Below are 21,849 nucleotides of genomic sequence, written 5' to 3' on the forward strand. Positions count from 1 at the left end.
ATCCGCGAGACGGGATTGAATGGGATGCGCAGCGAAGACGGCGCGCAAGAGGAGTAGACGAGAATGGCAATCAGCGCGAACCGGCTGGAACTGCTGCAGATCGCCGATGCGGTGGCTCGCGAGAAGACGATTGACCGCGGCATCGTGATCGCTGCGATGGAAGACGCCATCCAGAAGGCGGCCCGTTCCCGTTACGGCACGGAGACCGAAGTGCGCGCCGAGATCAACCCGAAGACGGGCGAGATCCGGCTGCAGCGCCTGCTCCAGGTCGTCGACAAGGTCGAGAACATTTCGACCGAAATCGCCATCATCGATGCCAAGCAGCGCAATCCGGAAGCAATGCTGGGCGACTACATCGCCGAGCCGCTGCCGCCGCTCGATTTCGGCCGCATTGCCGCCCAGTCGGCCAAGCAGGTCATCGTGCAGAAGGTGCGCGAGGCCGAGCGTGACCGTCAGTATGACGAGTTCAAGGATCGCATCGGCGAGATCGTCAATGGTGTCGTCAAGCGCGCCGAATATGGCAACGTCATCGTCGATCTGGGCCGTGGCGAAGGCATCGTGCGCCGCGACGAACTGATCCCGCGCGAGCTGTTCCGCACCGGCGACCGCATCCGCGCCTATGTCTATGACGTGCGCCGCGAACAGCGCGGCCCGCAGATTTTCCTGTCGCGCACGCATCCGCAGTTCATGGCGAAGCTTTTCGCGCAGGAAGTTCCGGAAATCTATGATAACGTCATCGAGATCAAGGCCGTCGCCCGTGACCCGGGCTCGCGCGCCAAGATTGCCGTGATTTCCAAGGACAGCTCGATCGATCCGGTTGGTGCCTGCGTTGGTATGCGCGGTTCGCGCGTGCAGGCCGTCGTTGGCGAGCTGCAGGGCGAAAAGATCGACATCATTCCGTGGAACCCGGATGCGGCGACCTTCATCGTCAACGCACTGCAGCCGGCGGAAGTGGCCAAGGTCGTGCTCGACGAAGATGCCGAGCGCATCGAAGTGGTGGTGCCGGACGAGCAGCTGTCGCTCGCCATCGGTCGTCGCGGCCAGAACGTGCGTCTGGCGTCGCAGCTGACCGGCTGGGCCATCGACATCATGACCGAGCAGGAAGAAAGCGAACGCCGCCAGAAGGAATTCGTGGAACGTTCGACCCTGTTCATGGACTCGCTCAACGTCGACGAGATGGTCGGCCAGCTGCTGGCGACCGAAGGCTTCACCTCGGTCGAGGAAGTGGCTTATGTCGACCTCGAGGAAATCGCGGCCATTGAAGGCTTCGATGACGAGACCGCCGAAGAAATCCAGGAGCGTGCACGCGACTATCTGGCCGAGCAGGAAGCCAAGCTCGATGAAGAGCGCCGGGCCCTGGGCGTTGCCGACGAGCTGCGCCAGATCGACGGTCTGACGACGGCGATGCTGGTGGCCCTGGGCAAGGACGGGATCAAGACGATCGAGGATCTTGCCGGCTGCGCCACCGACGATCTCGTTGGCTGGAGCGAGCGCAAGGACGGCGAAACGAAGCGTTTCCCGGGCACCCTGTCGGGCTTCGAGCTGTCGCGGACCGAGGCTGAGACCATGGTGATGGCAGCGCGCGTTGCCGCTGGCTGGATCAGCGAAGAAGAATTTGCCGCCGCCACTGCCGCACTGGCCGAGGCGGAAGAGCTGGAAGCAGACGAAGAAGAGGAAGTCGAGGACGTCGCCGAGTGATCGGCTGACGCGATCGACGACCGAACAAGGGCAGGGCAGCAGGAGGCCGGACCGGAGTGCCAAGGAAGAATGAGCCGCTAGAACGGCAATGCGCACTTACCCGAGAGGTAAGGCCTGTGTCGGAACTGATGCGGTTTGTGATGGACCCGGACGGCAACGTGGTGCCCGATATCCGACGCAACCTGCCCGGCCGTGGTGTATGGATCACGGCCAGCAAGGAAGCGCTGGACCTGGCCGAGAAGCGGCGGGTGTTCCCGAAGGCGTTCAAGGCCGAAGCTAAGGTCGAGCCCGGGCTGTCAGCCCGGGTGGACGATCTCCTGGTCCGCAGTGCCCTTTCGGCGCTGTCGTTCGCTCGCAAGGCCGGTGAACTTGTCACCGGCTTTGCCAAGGTCGATGCGGCGCTGAAGCGCGATCCGGTTATCGGCCTCATTCATGCTTCGGACGCTTCCGAAGACGGTGTACGCAAGCTCGCGGGTCTTTTCGCGAGCCGATTTGAAGACACAAACGGCGGTCCGGTCGTCCGTTTGTTCGATTCGACTCAATTGGATTTGGCATTGGGTCGGACTAATGTGATACATGCTGCGCTGCTCGCAGGCCGGGCGAGCGGAGGTTTCCTTGCGCGACTACGCGATCTGGAGGCTTTCCGGGCAGGTTCCGTTGCTAAAGACAGCGACGGTGCGAACAGCGTAGCAGGGCAGGACTGAAGGCAAATATGAACGATACGAAGAATCCAGGCGACAAGACGATTATCGTCGAGCGGAAGACCCTTGGCATCAAGCGGGGAGGCGTCGAGCAGGGCACTGTTCGGCAGAGCTTCTCCCATGGCCGGTCTAAGGCTGTCGTCGTGGAGAAGAAGAAGCGCCGTGTGGTGGTCCCCGGCCAGGAAGGACGTCCGGAGGCAGAAGCTGCCGCCGCCGCTCCTGCCCCGGTCGAGCGTCCGCGCGAGTTACGCTGCCGGCTGCCCCGCAGCCCCGTCCGCAGCAGCCCCAGAACCAGCAGCAGCAACCGCAGCAGCAGCGCCGTCCGCAGAATGGCCCTTCGGGTCAGCCGCAGCGGCAGCAGCAGCGTCCCGGCGGCGGCGCAGTCCTGCGCTCGTTGACCCAGGAAGAGGCCGCAGCCCGCATGGCCGCGCTGAAGATGGCGCAGGTGCGTGAGGTTGAGGAGCGCAAGCGCGCCGAAGAGGAAGCGGCTCGCCGCGCCATCGAGGAAGCGCAGCGCAAGGCTGAAGAAGAAATCCGCGCCAAGGCCGAGGAAGAAGCACGCAAGATCCGCGAGGCCGAAGAGGCCGCGTATCGCGCTGCCAACCCGGAGCCGGTCGCCCCTGTCGTCGCGCCGAAGCCGGTCGAGGCACCGCGTGCCGCAGCTCCTGCCGCTGCCGCCCGTCCTGCTGGCAACGACCAGCGCGGTGGCCAGCCGCAGGGCCGCTCGACCGGAAGGCAATGGCCAGGGCCCGGCCCAGGGTCAGCAGCGTCCGGCTGCCAACGCCGCTCCGGCCCCGGCGGCAACGACCGAGGAAGAAGATGAGCGCAAGGGCGGTCTGCGCACCGTCAAGCGCCCGAAGGCTCCGGTTGCTCCGGTCGCCAAGCGTGGCGTTGGCGACGACCGCCGCCGCTCCAAGCTGACCATTTCTGCCGCGACCGGTGGTTCGGACGAGCAGCGCTCGCGCTCGCTCGCCTCGCTGCGCCGTCGCCGCGAAAAGGAAAAGCGTGGCGGCATGCAGGCCGTGCGCGAGAAGATCTCGCGTGAAGTCATCCTGCCGGAAGCCATCACGATCCAGGAACTCGCCAACCGTATGGCGGAACGGTCCGTTGACGTGATCAAGCTGCTGATGAAGCAGGGCCAGATGCTGAAGATCAACGACGTGATCGACGCCGACACGGCGGAACTGATCGCATCGGAACTGGGTCACACGGTCAAGCGCGTTTCCGAGTCCGACGTTGAAGAAGGCCTGTTCACCACCAGCGACATCGAAGGCAGCCTGCTGCCGCGTCCGCCGGTCGTGACCATCATGGGCCACGTCGACCACGGCAAGACCTCGCTGCTCGACGCGATCCGCAACTCGAAGGTTGTTTCGGGCGAAGCCGGCGGCATCACCCAGCACATCGGCGCCTATCAGGTCGAGAAGAATGGTCAGAAGATCACCTTCATCGACACCCCGGGCCACGCCGCCTTCACCCAGATGCGTGCCCGTGGCGCCAAGGCGACGGACATCGTCATCCTGGTGGTTGCTGCCGATGACGGCGTGAAGCCGCAGACGAAGGAAGCCGTGGCCCACGCCAAGGCCGCCGGCGTTCCGATCATCGTGGCGATCAACAAGATCGACAAGCCGGCCGCTGATCCGCAGCGCGTGCGCACCGAACTGCTGCATGACGAAATCGTCGTGGAAGCCATGGGCGGTGACACGATCGACGTGGAAGTCTCGGCCAAGACCGGTCACAACCTGGACCGCCTGCTCGAGATGGTCCTGCTGCAGGCCGAAGTTCTTGAACTGCGCGCCAATCCGGACCGCACTGCCGAGGGTCTCGTCATCGAAGCCCAGCTCGACAAGGGCCGTGGTCCGGTGGCAACCGTTCTGGTTCAGAAGGGCACCCTGCGCGTGGGCGACATCCTTGTCGCCGGCGGCGAATGGGGCAAGGTCCGCGCGTTGCTGGACGAAGACGGCAACCAGGTGAAGGAGGCAGGTCCCTCCAAACCGGTGGAAGTCCTCGGCTTCCAGGGCACGCCGGAAGCCGGTGATCAGGTCGCGGTCGTGGAGAACGAAGCCCGCGCCCGTGAAGTCGCCGACTACCGTCAGCGCCAGAAGCGCGAGCGTCTGTCCGTCCTGAAGTCCGGTTCGCGTGGCTCGATCGAGCAGATGATGAGCCGCCTGCAGACCGGTGGCCGCAAGGAGTTCCCGCTGGTCGTCAAGGCCGACGTGCAGGGTTCGGCGGAAGCCATCGCCCATGCGCTCGACAAGATTGGCAACGAGGAAGTTGGCGCGCGCATCCTGCATGCCGGCGTCGGTGGCATCACCGAGTCCGACATCACGCTGGCCGCGGCGTCCAATGCCTCGATCATCGGCTTCAACGTGCGTGCCAACAAGCAGGCCCGTGAGTCGGCTGACCGCGAAGGCATCGACATCCGCTACTACAACATCATCTACGATCTCGTGGATGACGTTAAGGCGGCCATGTCTGGCATGCTGGCTCCGGAACGCCGCGAAACCTTCATCGGTTATGCCGAGATCCGCGAGATCTTCGACATCACCAAGGTCGGCAAGGTGGCAGGCTGCCTTGTTACCGAGGGTGTCGTCGAGCGCGGCGCGGAAGTCCGCCTCATCCGCGACAACGTCGTGGTCCACGAAGGCAAGCTGGGTACGCTCAAGCGCTTCAAGGACGACGTCAAGTCGGTCGAATCCGGCCAGGAATGCGGCATGAACTTCGAGAACTATCAGGACATGCGCGTCGGCGACGTGATCGAATGCTTCCGTGTGGAGCAGATCGCCCGTTCGCTCTGAGCCGCCTGACGGACCAAAACGTAAAGATGCCGGCGCCGGGGATGAACCCGGGCCGGCGTCTTCATTTCGCAGCCGCCCCGGCCGATCCCGGCGCCGCTGCCTGACTGGATAAACAACATGGCCAAGAGCATGGGAGAGGGCGCCGGCATGCCCTCACAGCGGCAGTTGCGCGTTGGCGAACTGGTCCGCAAGGAACTGTCGGACATTTTCACCCGTGGCCAGTTGTCCGATCCGGACCTGGACGGCGTGATCCTGACGATCCCGGAAGTGCGCATGACGCCGGATCTGCGCCTGGCAACCTGCCTGGTGATGCCGCTCGGCGGCCAGAACACGGACAAGGTCGTCAAGGCATTGAACCGCAGCGCGAAGTATTTCCGCGGTCAGGTGTCGCGCAAGCTGACGATGAAATACATGCCGGACCTGCGCTTCATCCTCGACACCCGCTTCGACGATGACGACCGCATCGGCACGCTGCTGATGCAGCCGGAGGTCAAGCGCGACCTCGACGCCGGCGCTGAGGACACGGCAGACGATCAGGACGACTGATTGTTCCTGCGTCAGCATCTGCGGATGCTAACGCGAACGCTGGAAGGCCCTTCCTCGCGTCATCCCGGGCAAGCGCAAGCGCAGACCCGGGACCGGAGTGCCAGGGCGATGCCGTTGTAAATATTGATTAATTATGACCTTGGCTTACCGGTCCCGGCTCGCGCTGCGCTTGGCCGGGATGACGCCGGGGTGGGGCTAGAGGATTTTTCAATGTCGCGTCCCCAGAAGGTCCGCCGGCCGCGCAACCCCATCGATGGATGGCTGGTGCTCGACAAGCCCTATGGCCTGACCTCCAATGATGCGCTGACCCGCGTGAAGCGCATCCTGCACCCGGAAAAGGTCGGCCATGCCGGCACGCTGGATCCGCGTGCCTCCGGCTGCCTGCCGCTGGCCTTCGGCGAGGCGACCAAGACCGTTCCGATGATCATGAACGGGCGCAAGGTCTACCGGTTCGAGGTGACTTGGGGCTCGGAGACCGACACCGACGACACGGAAGGCGCGGTGATCGCCACGTCGGATGTGCGGCCGGATGCCGCCGCCATCGGCGCGGTGCTGCCGGAGTTTACCGGCGTGATCATGCAGGTGCCGCCGAAGTTCTCGGCCATCAAGGTGGACGGCGAGCGCGCCTATGACCTCGCCCGCGAAGGCGCCGAGGTGGAGCTGGAGGCCCGGCCCATCGAGGTGCACCGGCTGGCGCTCGTGGAGATGCGGGGCACGGACCGGTCGGTGTTCGAGGCCGAATGCGGCAAGGGCACCTATGTGCGGGCGCTGGCCCGTGATCTTGGCCGCCGCCTTGGCACCTGCGGCCACGTGACCGAGCTGCGCCGGCTGCTGGTTGGCCCCTTCGGCGAGGCGGACATGGTGACGCTGGCGGAACTGGAAGCGGCGGCGGAAGCGGCCGGTGATGACGTCGAGCCGCTGATGGACTTCCTGCTGCCGGTGCGTGAAGCGCTTGAGGACGTGACGGAAATTCCGGTCAGCAGCGAGGACGCGGGCCGGATCCGCCAGGGCATGGCCGTGCTGCTGCGTGGCCGTAGCGCGCCGCTCTCCTGTGAGCTGGCGTTTGCGAGCCATGGCGGAACGCCGGTCGCCCTCGGCAGCATCGACAAGGGTCGGTTCCAGCCCTCCCGGATTCTTCACCTTTAGGGAAGGTGGCGGCGTGCTGCGCAAGAATTGACTCGCAATTTCAGCGGCTCTCCGCCATATTCCCGCGCCATCGGGTCTTTCTGGCCCCGATATCCTGTGCCCGACCTTTGCTGGACGACATCCCGGCCCTGGCTGAACGGCAACAGGCTTTGACCCCGGTGGGCGCATGCCGCCCGCCGACCGACATGGATCCGGTTTACCCGGACCCGCAACCTGAAAGGACACACGCGATGTCGATCACTGCTGAGCGCAAGGCCGCTCTCATCAAGGAATACGCCGTACAGGAAGGTGATACCGGTTCTCCGGAAGTGCAGGTCGCAATCCTGACCGAGCGCATCAACAACCTGACCGAACACTTCAAGGGCCATGGCAAGGACAACCACTCCCGCCGCGGTCTGCTGAAGATGGTCGCGCTGCGTCGTTCCCTGCTGGACTACCTGAACCGCAAGGACGCCGGCCGCTACAAGACGCTCATCGAGCGCCTGGGCATCCGCCGCTAATCGGCCTGGTACTGAACGCGGTGGGTGGATTTGCCCGCCGCGTTTGCTTATAGGAAGTCTCATGACAGTCATGGGGCAGGATCGCAGGGCGCTGTTGCGCTGACCGCGTTGCCGGACCTGCAGCCTCCCGCCGTCTTGCCCATGGCTCGTCACCGGTAACCGGCCCATACGGGGCCGACCGAAACCACCCGCGCGCCGGGTGCCGGGACCCGATCCGACAGCGGATCGGCGGACCTCGCGCCGCGCGGGGACGAAGTTTGCAAGGAACTTACATGTTCAACGTTCATCGCGTGGAAGTCGAGTGGGCCGGCCGGCCGCTCGTGCTGGAAACCGGCAAGGTCGCGCGTCAAGCTGACGGCGCCGTCATGGCCACCTACGGCGAGACCAAGGTTCTCGCCACCGTTGTCTCCGCCAAGGAGCCGAAGCCGGGCCAGGACTTCTTCCCGCTCACAGTCAACTACCAGGAAAAGGCCTTCGCGGCCGGCAAGATCCCGGGTGGCTACTTCAAGCGTGAAGGCCGTCCGAGCGAGCACGAGACCCTGACCTCGCGCCTGATCGACCGCCCGATCCGCCCGCTGTTCGCCGATGGCTACAAGAACGACACCCAGGTGATCGTGACCGTGCTGTCGCATGACATGGAAAACGCTCCGGACATCCTGGCGCTGGTCGCCTCGTCGGCAGCTCTGACCCTGTCCGGCGTGCCGTTCATGGGCCCGGTCGGCGGCGCCCGCGTCGGCTACATCAACGGTGAATACGTCCTCAACCCGCTGGTTGACGACATGGCTGATTCCCAGCTCGACCTGGTCGTCGCCGGCACCGCCGACGCCGTGCTGATGGTGGAATCGGAAGCCAAGGAACTCGGCGAAGAGATCATGCTCGGCGCCGTCATGTTCGGCCATCGCGGCTTCCAGCCGGTGATCGACGCGATCATCAAGCTGGCCGAGACGGCAGCCAAGGAACCGCGCCAGCTGTCGCTGCCGGACCACAGCGCGCTCTACGCCCGCATCAAGGACATCGCAGGCGCGGACCTGACCGCTGCCTACAAGATCATCGCCAAGACCGAGCGCAAGAACGCCGTCGACGCGGCCAAGGCCAAGGTCATCGAGGCCGTGATCACCAACGGCGGCGACAACGTGCCGGCTGGCACCGTTGTCGGCGAGCTGTTCAAGAAGCTGGAAGCCGAGATCGTTCGCGGCGCCATCATCGAGACCGGCACCCGTATCGATGGCCGTGACCTGTCGACCGTTCGCCAGATCGTGTCGGAAGTCGGCATCCTGCCGCGCGCCCATGGTTCGGCCCTGTTCACCCGTGGTGAAACCCAGGGTCTCGTGGTCGCCACCCTCGGCACCGGCGAAGACGAGCAGTTCGTGGATGCACTGGAAGGCACCTACAAGGCGCATTTCATGCTGCACTACAACTTCCCGCCCTACTCGGTCGGTGAGACCGGCCGCATGGGTTCGCCCGGCCGCCGCGAAATCGGTCACGGCAAACTCGCCTGGCGCGCCATCAACCCGATGCTGCCGGCCAAGCACGACTTCCCGTACACCCTGCGCGTCGTCTCCGAGATCACCGAGTCCAACGGCTCGTCCTCGATGGCAACCGTCTGCGGCACCTCGCTGGCCCTCATGGATGCTGGCGTTCCGCTGAAGGCTCCGGTGGCTGGCATCGCCATGGGCCTGATCAAGGAAGGCGACAAGTTCGCCGTTCTGTCCGACATCCTGGGTGACGAAGATCACCTCGGCGACATGGACTTCAAGGTCGCCGGCACCGCCGACGGCATCACCTCGCTGCAGATGGACATCAAGATCGATGGCATCACCGAGGAGATCATGAAGGTCGCCCTGGCCCAGGCTCGCGACGGCCGCATCCACATCCTCGGCGAAATGTCGAAGGCGATCACCGAGGCCCGTTCGGAACTCGGCGAACACGCTCCGCGCATCGAAGTGCTGAAGATCCCGGTCGACAAGATCCGTGAAGTCATCGGTTCGGGCGGCAAGGTCATCCGCGAGATCGTGGAAAAGACCGGCGCCAAGATCAACATCGAAGACGACGGCACCGTGAAGGTCGCCTCGGCTGACGGCAAGGCGATCAAGGCTGCGATCAACTGGATCAACTCCATCGCGGCCGAGCCGGAAATCGGCATGATCTACGAAGGCACGGTCGTGAAGTGCGTCGAATTCGGCGCCTTCGTGAACTTCTTCGGCGCCAAGGACGGCCTCGTCCACATCTCGCAGCTCGCTCCGAAGAAGGTGGCCAAGGTCACCGACGTCGTGAAGGAAGGCGAGAAGGTCTGGGTCAAGCTGATGGGCTTCGACGAGCGCGGCAAGGTCCGCCTGTCGATGAAGGTCGTCGATCAGGAAACCGGCAAGGAAATCGAGCGCGAGAAGGAAGAGGACTGATCCTCTCCCGTCTGCGACGAACGAGATCAGGCCGGGGCACATGCCCCGGCCTTTTCTTTATGGTCGAGCTGTCGATCAGGGGCCGAGTTGGCCTTTCGCCCTGCCGTGCCGCCTGTTATATCCGGCGATGATTCAACAGCGGGGTATCCCATGAGTGAGATGCGTCTTGTCGTGGTCGGAGCTGCCGGCCGCATGGGCCAGGCTCTCGTGCGCGCCATTACGGCAATGGAGGGCGTGACCTTGAGCGCCGCCATCGCGCGCGAAGGCTCATTCGCTCTTGGAAAAGACGCAGGCGAGCTTGCAGGCGCCGGGCATCTCGGAATTCCGGTTACCGACGATGCGCTGACGGCCTTTGCCGCCGCCGACGGTGTGCTCGATTTCACGTCTCCCGGCACAACGCTGCAGTTTGCCGAACTCGCCGCCCAGGCGCGCATCGTGCATGTGATCGGCACCACCGGCTGGGTGGGCAACGAACTGCCGCAGCTGAAGGCCGCCGCGCGGCACGCCCGTCTGGTGAAGTCCGGCAACATGAGCCTCGGCGTCAATCTGCTCGCCGCACTGGTCAGGAAGGCCGCTGCCGCGCTTGGCCCGGACTTCGATCTCGAGATCGTCGAGATGCACCACCGGCACAAGGTGGATGCGCCCTCGGGGACGGCCTTGCTGCTCGGCGAAGCGGCGGCTGCCGGCCGCGGACTGGCGCTGGCGGACCACTCTGTCCGCGTCCGCGACGGCCACACCGGCCCGCGCCCGGTGGGCGACATCGGCTTTGCCACCTTGCGCGGCGGATCGGTGATTGGCGATCACACGGTGATCCTGGCCGGTGAAGGCGAACGGGTGGAACTGAGCCACAAGGCAGAAGACCGCCAGATTTTCGCCCGCGGCGCGGTCAAGGCCGCCCTGTGGGCGCGCGACAAGAACCCCGGACTTTACTCCATGGCCGATGTCCTCGGCCTGAACGACTGAAGCAAGCCAAGCCCTGCGAGGAGATCGGCATATGGAACGTCTCTTGGTGCTCGTCCGTCATGGCCAGAGCGAATGGAACCTGAAGAACCTCTTCACCGGCTGGAAGGATCCTGATCTGACCGAGCAGGGCATCGAGGAAGCCAAGGCCGCCGGCGTCAAGCTCAAGGACATGAAGCTGCAGTTCGACATGGCCTATACCTCGGCCCTGACCCGCGCCCAGCACACGCTGAAGCTCATCCTCGGCGAACTCGGCCAGGAGGGTCTCGAGACCGTTCGTGACCAGGCCCTGAACGAGCGCGACTATGGCGACATCACCGGCATGAACAAGGACGAGGCGCGCGAGAAGTTCGGCGAAGAGCAGGTGCACATCTGGCGCCGGTCCTTCGACGTGCCGCCCCCGGGCGGTGAAAGCCTGAAGATGACGGCCGAACGCGTGCTGCCCTATTACCGCGCCGAAATCCTGCCGCGTGTCATGGAAGGCAAGCGCATCATCGTTGCCGCCCATGGCAACTCGCTGCGCTCGCTGATCATGGAACTGGAAAACCTGACACCGGAACAGATCCTCAAGCGCGAGCTGGGCACCGGCGCACCGGTCGTCTACCGCCTGAACGAAGACGGTCAGGTCGTCAGCGTCGAAGACCTTGCCGACTGAGCTGGCTTTCAGAACTTCGGATAAAGAGGCGCCCGGTGGGCGCCTTTTTTGTTGGTTGCGGACGTCTCGGTGCCGTTCTGTGCGTCAACGTGGCTCTCGGTTGTCATCAACTCTGTTGTTGTGCGTTGTGCCTGATCCTTGCGTTGAGGATGACGATGATCTTTCGCATGAGGGCGGCGATTGCGAGGATTGGCTTCTTCCCGTTGTTGATAAGCCTTTGATAGACCTCCTTTAATGGCCCGTTTGCGCGGCTTGCGGACAAGGCGGCCATGAAGAGGGCCGGCTTGACGGTGGAGCGTCCGCCATGCATCCGGCGATATCCCTTGAGGGTTCCGCTGTCCTTGGGATGAGGGGCGACCCCGGCGAGGCTTGCGGCCTGGCGCCGGTCCATCGTTCCCAGTTCCGGCATGGTTGCGGCGAGGGTGATGGCGGTGCGCTTGCCCACGCCCGGCAGGGAGCAGCAGACCTCGATCCGGCGGGCGAGCTGCGGCGAGGCGTCGACGAGCGCCTCGATGGCGGCGTCGATGGCCTCGATCTCGTGCAGGATCGCCCGCAGGATGACCTGGCAGGAGCGGCGGATGATCGCGATGCCAGGTCCCTCTCCGGGGATCTTTGAGCGGTTCTGCTCGGCCACCTTGAGGGCGAGAAGCTCCTGACGGCGGGCATTGAGGCTGGCGAGTGTGCTCTGGGTCTCATCGGCCGCCGTGAACAGGGCGAGTGTCTTCCAGCGCTCCTCGCCATAGCGGGCCAGAGCCTGGGCATCGATGGCGTCTGTCTTGGCAAGACGGCCGAAGGACCGGCTGAATGCCTTGACCTTAACGGTATCGGCCCGGTGGCAGGCAAGGCCTGCTGCCGTCAGTTCGCCCACCAGCAGGCGCTCGTGGCCGCCGGTCGGCTCCAACACGCACAGGCAGTCGGCCGACAGGCCTGTCAGCGCCTTGCGGATGCTGGCGGAGCGGTTGGGGAAGGTCGTGACACGGCCGGTGGCGGTGTCGAAGGCGGTGATGCTGTCCTTGGCGACATCGAAGCCGCAGACATGGGCGGGAGGCTGCTGCAGGGCGGGCATGGCCGTGCTATCCTTGACGTGCTTCGGATTGTTTGCGGGCGTGGGTGTCAGCCAGAGGCCCAATCAACTCTCCAAGCGGGAAAAGGGAAGCGTCAGGGAGCCATGATGACAGCGGGTGAAAACCCGACCCCGGGACGGTCGCCTGACGCTGAAGCTGCGGGTTAAGGGTCGCAGCTTCCCCTTTACCCTAGCACCACGGACAACAAACAACCCCGGCCGAGCAACGCGAGAGCCGGGGCCTACTCGTTTCCAGAGTGGTCCGGTTGAGGCAAGGAACGGGGGGCAATAGGGGGTGCGGCACGACAGGTGCGCCGAAACTGTCGCTCTGCGAATGAGTCGGCCCCGGGTCTCCGCTCCGCTCCGCCCGGGGCGACATCAACAAGTGGCGCATATGAAGAAGGCGCCCGGTGGGGCGCCTTCTGGTCAGTGTTGCGTGGCTGTGTGTCTCAGACCGGGAAGCCGGATTGCGCTGCGACGGCCTTCAACGGACGCTCCGGGCGGGCGCCGACATGGGTGATGACGGTGGAGGCGCAGAGGCAGCCGAGTTCGGTCGAGGTCTTCAGGTCGAAGTCGCGGGCGAGGCCGAACAGGAAGCCGGAGGCGAACAGGTCGCCGGCTCCGGTCAGGTCGACCACTTCGGAGACCTTCAGCGCCGGGGCATGCACGGTTTCCTCGCGGGTGATGGCCATCGCGCCGTTGCTGCCAAGGGTCAGCGCCGTCAGCTTGCAGGTCTCGCGCGCCGCGGCAATGGCCGTGTCGAGATCAGCTGTCTGGTAGAGCGACTTCAGCTCGTGCTCGTTGGCGAACATCAGGTCAACGACGCCATCGCGCAGAAGGCCCTGGAACTCGTCGCGGTAGCGGTCAACGCAGAAGGCGTCGGACAGGGTGAGACCAACCTTGCGGCCGTTCTCGTGGGCGATTCGGGCGGCCTCCAGGAAGGCGCGCTTGGCGGCCGGGGGATCCCACAGGTAGCCTTCCATGTAGGTGACCGCAGACGCGGCCACGACAGCCGGGTCGACGTCCTTCGGGCTCAGCTCGACGCAGGCGCCGAGATAGGTGTTCATGGTCCGCTCGCCATCCGGCGTGATCAGGATCATGGAGCGCGCGGTCGGGGCACCGCCCACCAGCGGATCGGTGTTGAAGTAGACGCCGGTGCCCTTCATGTCGTGGGCATAGCTGTCGCCCAGTTCGTCGCGGGCGACCTTGCCGAGATAGGCCGGCTTGCCACCGAGCGAGGCAATGCCTGCGGCGGTGTTGCCGGCGCTGCCGCCGGAGATGCGCACGGTCTGGCCCATCTTGTCGTAAAGACGCAGCGCCTCGCCGGTGTCGATGAGGCGCATGGATGCCTTGACGAGGTTCTCGGCGACGAGGAAATCATCCTCGACATGCGCGAACACATCGCAGATGGCATTGCCGATGCACAGGGCATCGTAGGTCACATTCGTCATTTGGCCTGCCTTGTGGTGTCTGGCGGGAAACTTACTGTGCGGAGTTCGGGCGCAGGGCGCGGTTGGCTTCCGGCTCGCGGATCTTCTCGCGGAACGGATTGGCCCGGTAGACGCCGAGGATCTTCAGCTCGGCGCAGAAGAAGGCGAGTTCTTCCAGCGCCAGCGCGACGTTCTTGTCGTCCGGGTGGCCTTCGATGTCGGCATAGAACATGGAGGCGAAGAACTGGCCTTCGAGCTGGTAGGATTCCAGCTTGGTCATGTTGACGCCGTTGGTGGCAAATCCGCCAAGCGCCTTGTAAAGGGCGGCGGCGACGTTGCGCACGCGGAAGATGAAGGTGGTGATCACCGGCTGGCCGCTGTAGGCGGCCCGGGCCGGCTCGCGCGACAGGATCAGGAAGCGGGTGGTGTTGTGCTCCGCGTCCTCGACATTGCGCTTCAGGATATCAAGGCCATAGACCTCGGCAGCCATTTCCGGCGCGAGGGCAGCAGCAGTGAGATCGCCCAGCTCCGCGATCTGACGGGCAGAGCCGGCCGTATCCGCGCCGACGATGGCCTTGAGGCCGAGATCGCGGATGATGTTGCGGCACTGGCCAAGCGCCATGACGTGGCTCTGGACGCTTTTCAGGTTCTCGATCCGCGCCCCCTTCGGGGCCATCAGCTGGAAGCGGATCGGCATGAAATATTCGCCGATGATGTGCAGGTTCGAGCGCGGCAGCAGGTGGTGGATGTCGGCGACGCGGCCGGCAATCGAGTTCTCGACCGGGATCATGCCGAAATCGGCTTCGCCCGATTCCATGGCGGCAAAGCAGTCCTCGAAGGTCGCGCAGGGCACGGCCACGTAATCCGGATAGACACTGCGGCAGGCCATGTGCGAGTTCGCACCGGTTTCGCCCTGGAACACGATCTTCTTGCGGTCAGACATCAGCGTGGAAGCTTTCTTTCATCTCGGTCGGGGAGTGATGACATGTGAAGGTTACGGCCTTGTCAAAGCCCCGCAAGGGCCTTGCGGGCGCGTTCGAGGTCCTGCGGCGTATTGACATCCATCGGCGCGCTGTCGACCAGGCTGACGTCGATCCGCATGCCGGCTTCCAGAGCGCGCAGCTGCTCCAGCTTTTCGCGTTGCTCAAGCGGCGACGGTGGCAGGGAGACAAACCGGTCGAGCGCGCTGCGGCGATAGGCGTAGACGCCAATGTGCTGGAACAGCGGGCCAGGACCGGTGGGGGCCGTGGCGCGGGTGAAGTACAGCGCCCGATAACGGGCCCCGGCAATGGCCGTGACGACCGCCTTGACGAAGCTGGGATCCTGCCGGTCTTCCTCGGTGCGGATTTCCGTCATGATGGTGCCGATCTGCACCTCTGGATCTGCAAGCGGCGCGAAGGCGGCGCGGATGGCTGCCGGTTCGATCAGGGGAACGTCGCCCTGCAGGTTGAGAATGACATCGTGGCGCCCGTCCGGGTCGACGAGGCGGGCGGCTTCGTGGATCCGGTCGGAACCGGATTCGTGGTCCGGCCGGGTCAGGACGGCATTTCCACCGTGATCGCGGACGGCTTCCAGAATGCGCTGATCGTCGCAGGCGACCGTGACCGGGCCGATGTCCGCTGCCAGAGCCTGCTCCAGAACCCGCACGATCATTGGTTTGCCGGCAATGTCGGCGAGCGGTTTTTGCGGCAGGCGGGTTGCCGCCATTCGGGACGGGATAACAACAAGTGCGGATGTCACGATCGGCTCCGGGACGCTCTGGAGGGCATCAATACGAAAAAGCAGCGTCTGATGCCGAAATTCAGTGTGCCGCGACTTTTATACCTATGGACAGCGGCGTCAAAAAATTTGTAGGTTCCAGCCAAATTTGATGAAGGCAGATTGTGGTTCGCGCCGGAGAGGGGGCGGGCCATGGGCGCGTTAATCTGGAGCCTTGGCGAATGGATTCCTTTGAGCTGAACAAGGCCGCGGGTGCGGTCTTGATGGTGCTTCTGCTGACGATGGGTGTGGGGATCGTCTCGGATATCATCTTTACCCCGACGATACCTGACAAGCCGGGTTACGAGATCGTGGTCGAGAGCGCCGAAAGCGACACCTCCACGGTTGAAGCTGTGCCGGAAACCGTGCCGCTGTCCGAGCGCCTTGTGGCTGCGACGGTCGCTGGCGGTGAGAAGGTGTCCAAGAAGTGCTCCTCCTGCCACACCTTCGAAAAGGGCGGCGCCAACAAGGTTGGTCCGGGCCTGTGGGCGACGGTCGGCCGCAAGCCGGGCACGCATGAGGGCTTCTCCTACTCGGCAGCCATGGTTGCTTTCGGCGAAGCCAACCCGGCCTGGACCTTCGAGCAGCTCTACGCCTTCCTGGAAAACCCGAAGGCCCATGTCCCGGGCACCTCGATGGGCTTTGCCGGCCTGAAGAAGGGCGAAGAGCGCGCCGACATGATCGTTTACCTGAACAGCCTGTCGGACAGCCCGCTGCCGCTGCAGTAAGGCTTCGATCTCGCTCAGACGAGTTAAACCGCGTCCTTCGGGGCGCGGTTTTTAAATTTTTACGCAGCGTAATAATACATTTTTTGCAAGCGTAGGATATTAAACTGGCGTCGAGTTAGGTCGTTTCCTTTGAGGTGGGGATTTTGTGCCAAATTTTTTAAGCCGGACGCCGGTTCAAAAGAGCTTCTGGCAGGCATTTTGCGTTGCCTTCGTTTCCTTGTTCGCAGGGGTTTCGATATCGACCTTTATGGCGCTCCACATTCGCGAAGCAAATGAGGAGCGCCACAAGGCGAAGGCCGAGGCTGTGCTATCGGAGGTCCGGGCCCGGCTGCTGGGTGCAATAGGGCGAACTGCGTCTTTGGGCGTGGGGCTGATGAATTATGTCGTTGTAAATCCGCAGATGACGGAGGTGCAGTTCCGTCACTACAGTACTGAGATGCTTGTCCGAGACCGGAACATTCGCGCAGTTGTTCTCGCCCCTAACAATGTTGTGCGCTACCTCAACCCAATGCAGGGAAATGAGAAGTCGATCGGATTGCGTTATAAAGATCTACGGGGTCAGTGGCCGAAGATACAAGAGGCTAAAAATGGTGAAGCTATTGCATTTGTCGGTCCCATTTATGCATTTGGAGCTCGGCTTTCGATAGTCGCGCATATACCGGTGTACGTTCACGCTAGTGGGTCAGCTCTGATTGGAGGCAGTTATTTCTGGGGGATTGTGTCAGTCGTACTTGATGAAAAACAACTTCTTGCGTCGGCTCAATTGGAGTCAGAGATGTCAGGATACGAGATTTCTCTCAGAATACCCGGTGACCGTGATAATGAGAATTTGATCATCCTCGGTGATTCTTGGCTCTTCAATGCCGATTCGGTTCGCCTGGACGTTCTTCTGCCCGGCGAAGCACGGTGGCAGCTTGCTGCCTTTCCCAAGGCAGGCTGGACGCGCATGTCGACCGAACTCTGGATGGCGCTGATTGCGGGCTATGGCGCGACCCTGCTTGTGTCCGGCATGGCGTTCTTCGTTATCTTCGAGATGATGCGCGCGCGCCATCTTGCGCAGCATGATCCGCTGACCGGTTTGCCGAACCGCCGGTTGCTTGAGGACCGGATGGGGCAACTGGCCAATCTCAGTGACCGGTCCGGGCTGGGGTTCCAGGTCTTTTTCGTCGACCTCAACGCGTTCAAGCCGATCAACGACCAGCATGGCCATGGTGTGGGCGATGAGATGCTGGTCGAAATCGGCCGGCGGCTGCGCCTGGTGACCCGGCGTGCCGATACGGTGGCGCGGGTTGGCGGGGATGAGTTCGTGGTGTTGACGCCCGGGCTGATGTCCGAGCCCGACGTGGCGCAGTTCAGCCGCCGGTTGGCTGCTGCAGTCAGCGAGCCCGTCGTGATCGACGAGCTGACGATTGCCGTGCGCGCCAGCCTCGGCATCGCGTCCTACCCGAAGGACGCAAACACGATCCGCGAGCTGCTCGATCTTGCCGACACGCGCATGTATGCGCAGAAGAAAGAGCGGCTGACCGCCCTGTTCCCGGGCGTGCGCGCAGCAAACGGATCTTAAATTTCTGTCATCTCTCGTTTTCTCCGGTGACGGAGCGGCCAGCAGACACTTACACTTGTCTGCAAGGCACCGGAATCATTCGCCGGTTTCACCGCTCTATCGGGAGACACTTGATGACAGCAGCCTCGAAGGCTTACAGGGCAGCCGCTCTCGTCCTCGTCGCCGGTCTTTTCCTGGCTCCGACCTTCCCGGCGAGGGCGCAGGCATCCGAACCGGCATGGCACCACGCGACCGCGCTGTCGGGAACGCCGAAATACGGACCGGACGCCAAGCACTTCGACTACGTCAATCCCGAAGCCCCAAAGGGCGGTATCGCGCGGCTGTCCGACACAGGCGGCTTCGATACGTTCAACCCGATCCTGCCGAAGGGCAATCCGGCACCGGGCCTTGGGCTGATCTACGACAACCTGATGGAAACGGCGCTGGACGAGGCGGACATCAGCGCCTCCTATGGCGTCATCGCCGATGCGATGCGCTATCCGGACGATTACTCCTGGGTCGAGTACCGGATCAATCCGAAGGCGCGCTGGCACGATGGCAAGCCGATCACCGCAGCCGATGTGGTCTGGTCGTTCCAGAAGGCCATCGAACTCAGCCCGCCGCAGAAATTCTACTACAAGAACGTCGTCAAGGCGGAGGAACTGCCCGGCGGCATTGTCCGCTTCGAGTTCGACACCAAGGGCAACCGGGAGCTGCCGCATATCGTCAGCCAGGTGCTGGTGCTGCCGCAGCATTGGTGGGAGGGAACGAACGACAAGGGCGAGAAGCGCAATATTGCCCATGGCACGCTTGAGCCGCCACTGGGCTCGGGTCCCTACAAGATCAAATCCTTCGTCGCCAATCGTGACATGATCTACGAACGGGTGAAGGACTACTGGGGTAATGATCTGCCGATCCGTGTCGGCACCAACAACTTCGATGAGATCCGATACTCGGTGTTCCTGGATCAGGCCGTCGAGCTGGAGGCCTTCAAGGGTGACCAGTATGACTTCCGCCAGGAGTTGAGCGCCAGCCAGTGGGCCAAGGCCTATGACTTCCCGGCTGTCCGCGATGGCCGCGTCGTGAAGGAGGAGTTCATCGACAAGGGGACTGGCCGGATGCAGGCCTATGTGCCGAACCTGCGCCGGGAAAAGTTCCAGGACCCGCGCGTGCGCCAGGCGCTCAACTACGCCTACGATTTTGAAACGACGAACGAAATCGTTTCGGCCAATCTGCACAAGAGGATCGGCTCCTACTTCGCCGGTACGGACCTTGGTGCAACCGGCCTGCCGCAGGGCAAGGAACTCGAAATTCTCGAAAGCCTGAGGGGGGAGGTCCCGGAAGAGGTCTTTACCAAGGAATACAAGAATCCGGTGGGTGGAAACCCGCAAAATGTACGCAACAACCTGCGGGAGGCTGTGAAGCTGTTGACGGCTGCCGGCTACAAGCAGGATGGCGGCCGGCTCATCAACGCCAGGACCGGCGAACAGCTCACCATCGAGATGCTCTATTTCGACAAGAGCGCCGAGCGGAATCTGTTGCCCTATTCCAAGAACCTGGAAAGCATCGGCATCAAGACGATCCTGCGCATTGTCGACCAGCCGCAATACATCAACCGGATCAACGCGCGCGACTTTGACATGGCAACGCTGGTCTGGGGGCAGTCACTGTCTCCGGGCAACGAGCAGCGGGACTTCTGGGGCTCTGAAGCGGCGGACCGGGAGCAGTCGCGCAATTACGCCGGCATCAAGAACCCGGCGATCGACAAGCTGATTGACCGGGTCGTGTTTGCCAAGGATCGCGAGGAACTGCTGGCGGCAACCAAGGCGCTCGACCGGGTGCTGCTGTGGAACCACTACGTGGTGCCGCAGTTCTATTCCGACGTGGATCGCACGGCCCGCTGGAACCGCTTCGGCCACCCCAAGACCATGCCGGAATTCACCTTCGGCTTCCCCACCATCTGGTGGTACGACGCAGCGCTGGCGGCCAAGACGGGAGCAGCCAAATGACCGATGCAACCAGCCTTTCGCGCCGCACCGTCCTGAAGCTCTCGGCCGCTGCCGCCGCCAGCATGACGCTGCCGCTCGGCAGCCTTGCCGAGGCGCAACCGGCGTTGAAGCATGGCCTGTCGGTTTTCGGCGAGCTGAAATATGCCCCGGGCTTCGAGGCCTTTGACTATGTGCGCAAGGACGCACCCAAGGGCGGCAAGTTCGCCTTTTCCGCGCCGAGCTGGGTGTTCAACCAGAATGCCCAGACCTTCAACACGTTCAACACCTTCGTGCTGAAGGGGGACGCCCCGCCGCGCATGGAAATGTGTTTCGACACGCTGATGGTGCGGGCGCTGGACGAGCCGGATGCCATCTACGGTCTGGTTGCCTCCGGCGTCGAGATTTCTGCCGACGGCAACAGCTACATCTTCCATCTGCGCCCGGAAGCGAGGTTCCATGATGGTTCGAAGCTGACGGCCGAAGATGTCGCGTTTTCCTTAAACCTGCTGAAGGCGTCCGGTCATCCGCAGATCAGCCAGTCCATCCAGGAGTTCACCGAGGCCAAGGCGCTCGATGACGCGCGGGTCGAGGTTGTTTTCTCGGGCAAGCAGACGCGGCAGCTGCCGCTGATCGTCGCCGGCCTGCCGATCTTTTCCAAGCGCTACTACAGCGCCTACGACTTCACCCAGTCGACGCTGACGCCGCCGCTGTCCTCCGGCCCCTACAAGGTGGGCGCGCATGAGGTGGGCCGGTTTGTCGAGTTCCACAGGGTTGCCGACTGGTGGGCCAAGGACCTGCCGGTGGCCGCCGGTCAGAACAACTTCGACATCATTCGCGTCGAGTTTTTCCGGGAACGGCAGGTGACCTTCGAGGCCTTCAAGAAGGGTTTGCTGACCTATCAGGAAGAGTTCTCGTCCAAGACCTGGAACACGGAATACAATTTCCCGGCGGTGACCGATGGCAAGGTGCTGAAGAAGGAGTTCGAGGACAACCGGCCGAGCGGTGCGCAGGGCTGGTTCTTCAATACCCGGCTGCCGAAATTCGCCGACCCGCGTGTCCGCCGTGCCCTTGGCTTTGCGTTCGACTTCGAATGGTCGAACCAGAACCTGTTCTACAGCATGTACAGCCGCACCCAGTCGTTCTTCCAGAACTCCGGCATGATGGCAAAAGGCCTGCCTGATGCTGCCGAACTGGCCCTGCTGGAGCCCTACCGCGACCGCTTGCCGGCCGAGGTTTTCGGCGAACCTGCCCTGGCGCCGGTGTCGGATGGATCTGGCAATGACCGCAGCCTGCTGCGGCAGGCCGCGCAGTTGCTGGCCGAGGCTGGGCTGACCCGCAAGGACGGCGTGCTGCTCGGGCTCGACGGCAAACCCTTCACCTTCGAATTCCTTGATGATTCGATTGCCTTCGACCGGGTGGTGCAGCCCTTCATCGCCAATCTGAAGCGCCTTGGCATCGAGGCGACCACACGGATCGTCGATCCGGCGCAGTATCAGGCGCGGGAAAACGACTATGACTTCGAAGTGATTGCCCGGCGCTATTCGCTGTCTGCAACGCTGACGGATGATTCCCGCGATATCTGGGGCAGCAAGGCCGCGGACACGCCCGGCAGCTACAATCTGGCCGGGATCAAGGATCCGGTTGTTGACGCGCTTCTGGAGACGGCGCTTGCGGCCAAGACGCGCGAGGACATGTACACCGCCGCGCGGGCGATGGACCGGGTGCTGCGGGCCGGCCATTACTGGATCCCCCAGTGGAACAAGCCCTATCACTCGGTGGCCTTGTGGGATGTCTTCGGCTATCCGGAGAAACCGCCGTTCTATGATTTCCCGGTCGAAACCACCTGGTGGTTCGACAAGGACAAGGCCGCGAAGATCGGCATGGCGGGCTGACCGGGTCCTGCGGGAGCCGATCACGCCGCGCGCGAGAAGGACAAGAC

Annotated in this window: 16 protein-coding genes and 1 pseudogene; 13 read left to right on the forward strand and 4 right to left on the reverse strand. The window is 63.4% G+C overall.

Annotation, left to right across the window (positions count from 1 at the left end):
• Positions 1–63 precede the first annotated feature (63 nt).
• The 9 genes and pseudogenes from nusA (at position 64) to OVA12_RS13130 (ending at position 11,400) form a co-directional block, all read left to right on the forward strand.
• The gene (gene nusA / locus OVA12_RS13090; RefSeq protein WP_268137974.1) at positions 64–1,698 is read left to right on the forward strand and encodes a transcription termination factor NusA; all 1,635 of its coding nucleotides are present in this window, start codon (positions 64–66) and stop codon (positions 1,696–1,698) included.
• A gap of 56 nt (positions 1,699–1,754) precedes the next feature.
• Positions 1,755–2,402, forward strand: coding sequence for an RNA-binding protein (locus tag OVA12_RS13095; RefSeq protein ID WP_268137977.1), 648 nt, complete (start codon positions 1,755–1,757; stop codon positions 2,400–2,402).
• Between the two features lie 8 nt (positions 2,403–2,410).
• A pseudogene (infB, locus tag OVA12_RS13100) lies at positions 2,411–5,194 on the forward strand (translation initiation factor IF-2).
• Positions 5,195–5,311: 117 nt separating this feature from the next.
• Positions 5,312–5,740, forward strand: coding sequence for a 30S ribosome-binding factor RbfA (gene rbfA / locus OVA12_RS13105; RefSeq protein ID WP_268137980.1), 429 nt, complete (start codon positions 5,312–5,314; stop codon positions 5,738–5,740).
• Positions 5,741–5,950: 210 nt separating this feature from the next.
• Positions 5,951–6,886 (forward strand): tRNA pseudouridine(55) synthase TruB, encoded by a 936-nt coding sequence (gene truB, locus OVA12_RS13110; RefSeq protein ID WP_268137983.1) that lies wholly within the window; start codon positions 5,951–5,953, stop codon positions 6,884–6,886.
• Positions 6,887–7,116: 230 nt separating this feature from the next.
• A complete protein-coding gene (gene rpsO / locus OVA12_RS13115) occupies positions 7,117–7,386 on the forward strand; it encodes a 30S ribosomal protein S15 (protein ID WP_268137985.1) in 270 nt (89 codons plus the stop codon).
• 272 nt (positions 7,387–7,658) lie between these two features.
• Positions 7,659–9,785, forward strand: a complete 2,127-nt coding sequence (pnp, locus tag OVA12_RS13120) for a polyribonucleotide nucleotidyltransferase (protein ID WP_268137987.1) — start codon at positions 7,659–7,661, stop codon at positions 9,783–9,785.
• A 150-nt stretch (positions 9,786–9,935) separates the two neighbouring features.
• Positions 9,936–10,748, forward strand: coding sequence for a 4-hydroxy-tetrahydrodipicolinate reductase (gene dapB / locus OVA12_RS13125; RefSeq protein ID WP_268137989.1), 813 nt, complete (start codon positions 9,936–9,938; stop codon positions 10,746–10,748).
• Positions 10,749–10,779: 31 nt separating this feature from the next.
• Entirely contained in the window at positions 10,780–11,400 is a 621-nt protein-coding gene (locus OVA12_RS13130) for a 2,3-bisphosphoglycerate-dependent phosphoglycerate mutase (RefSeq protein WP_268137991.1), read from the forward strand.
• Positions 11,401–11,506: 106 nt separating this feature from the next.
• Here the strand turns inward: OVA12_RS13130 and OVA12_RS13135 are convergent, their stop codons facing one another.
• The 4 genes from OVA12_RS13135 to OVA12_RS13150 all read right to left on the reverse strand — a co-directional run bounded on the left by OVA12_RS13135 (position 11,507) and on the right by OVA12_RS13150 (position 15,633).
• Positions 11,507–12,466 (reverse strand): IS110 family transposase, encoded by a 960-nt coding sequence (locus OVA12_RS13135; protein ID WP_268137993.1) that lies wholly within the window; start codon positions 12,464–12,466, stop codon positions 11,507–11,509.
• A 446-nt stretch (positions 12,467–12,912) separates the two neighbouring features.
• Positions 12,913–13,914, reverse strand: coding sequence for an adenosine kinase (locus OVA12_RS13140; protein WP_268137995.1), 1,002 nt, complete (start codon positions 13,912–13,914; stop codon positions 12,913–12,915).
• Between the two features lie 31 nt (positions 13,915–13,945).
• Entirely contained in the window at positions 13,946–14,836 is an 891-nt protein-coding gene (locus tag OVA12_RS13145) for a prephenate dehydratase (protein WP_268137997.1), read from the reverse strand.
• 62 nt (positions 14,837–14,898) lie between these two features.
• Positions 14,899–15,633, reverse strand: coding sequence for a 3-deoxy-manno-octulosonate cytidylyltransferase (locus OVA12_RS13150; RefSeq protein ID WP_268137999.1), 735 nt, complete (start codon positions 15,631–15,633; stop codon positions 14,899–14,901).
• A 200-nt stretch (positions 15,634–15,833) separates the two neighbouring features.
• On the opposite strand from OVA12_RS13150, the gene OVA12_RS13155 reads away from it, so the two are divergent.
• The 4 genes from OVA12_RS13155 to OVA12_RS13170 all read left to right on the forward strand — a co-directional run bounded on the left by OVA12_RS13155 (position 15,834) and on the right by OVA12_RS13170 (position 21,802).
• Positions 15,834–16,379 (forward strand): c-type cytochrome, encoded by a 546-nt coding sequence (locus tag OVA12_RS13155; RefSeq protein WP_268138001.1) that lies wholly within the window; start codon positions 15,834–15,836, stop codon positions 16,377–16,379.
• Between the two features lie 145 nt (positions 16,380–16,524).
• Positions 16,525–17,943 carry a sensor domain-containing diguanylate cyclase gene (locus OVA12_RS13160; RefSeq protein WP_268138003.1) on the forward strand — a complete coding sequence of 473 codons (1,419 nt, stop codon included), beginning with the start codon at positions 16,525–16,527 and terminating at the stop codon, positions 17,941–17,943.
• A gap of 113 nt (positions 17,944–18,056) precedes the next feature.
• Positions 18,057–19,931: an extracellular solute-binding protein gene (locus tag OVA12_RS13165; RefSeq protein ID WP_268138005.1), complete on the forward strand. Its 1,875-nt coding sequence runs from the start codon at positions 18,057–18,059 to the stop codon at positions 19,929–19,931.
• On the forward strand, positions 19,928–21,802 hold the full coding sequence (locus OVA12_RS13170) for an extracellular solute-binding protein (RefSeq protein WP_268138007.1): 1,875 nt from the start codon (positions 19,928–19,930) through the stop codon (positions 21,800–21,802). Before OVA12_RS13165 ends, OVA12_RS13170 begins: the two co-directional genes overlap by 4 nt.
• Positions 21,803–21,849: the final 47 nt, after the last annotated feature.

The organism is Pannonibacter sp. SL95, assembly GCF_026672425.1.
GTDB lineage: Bacteria > Pseudomonadota > Alphaproteobacteria > Rhizobiales > Stappiaceae > Pannonibacter.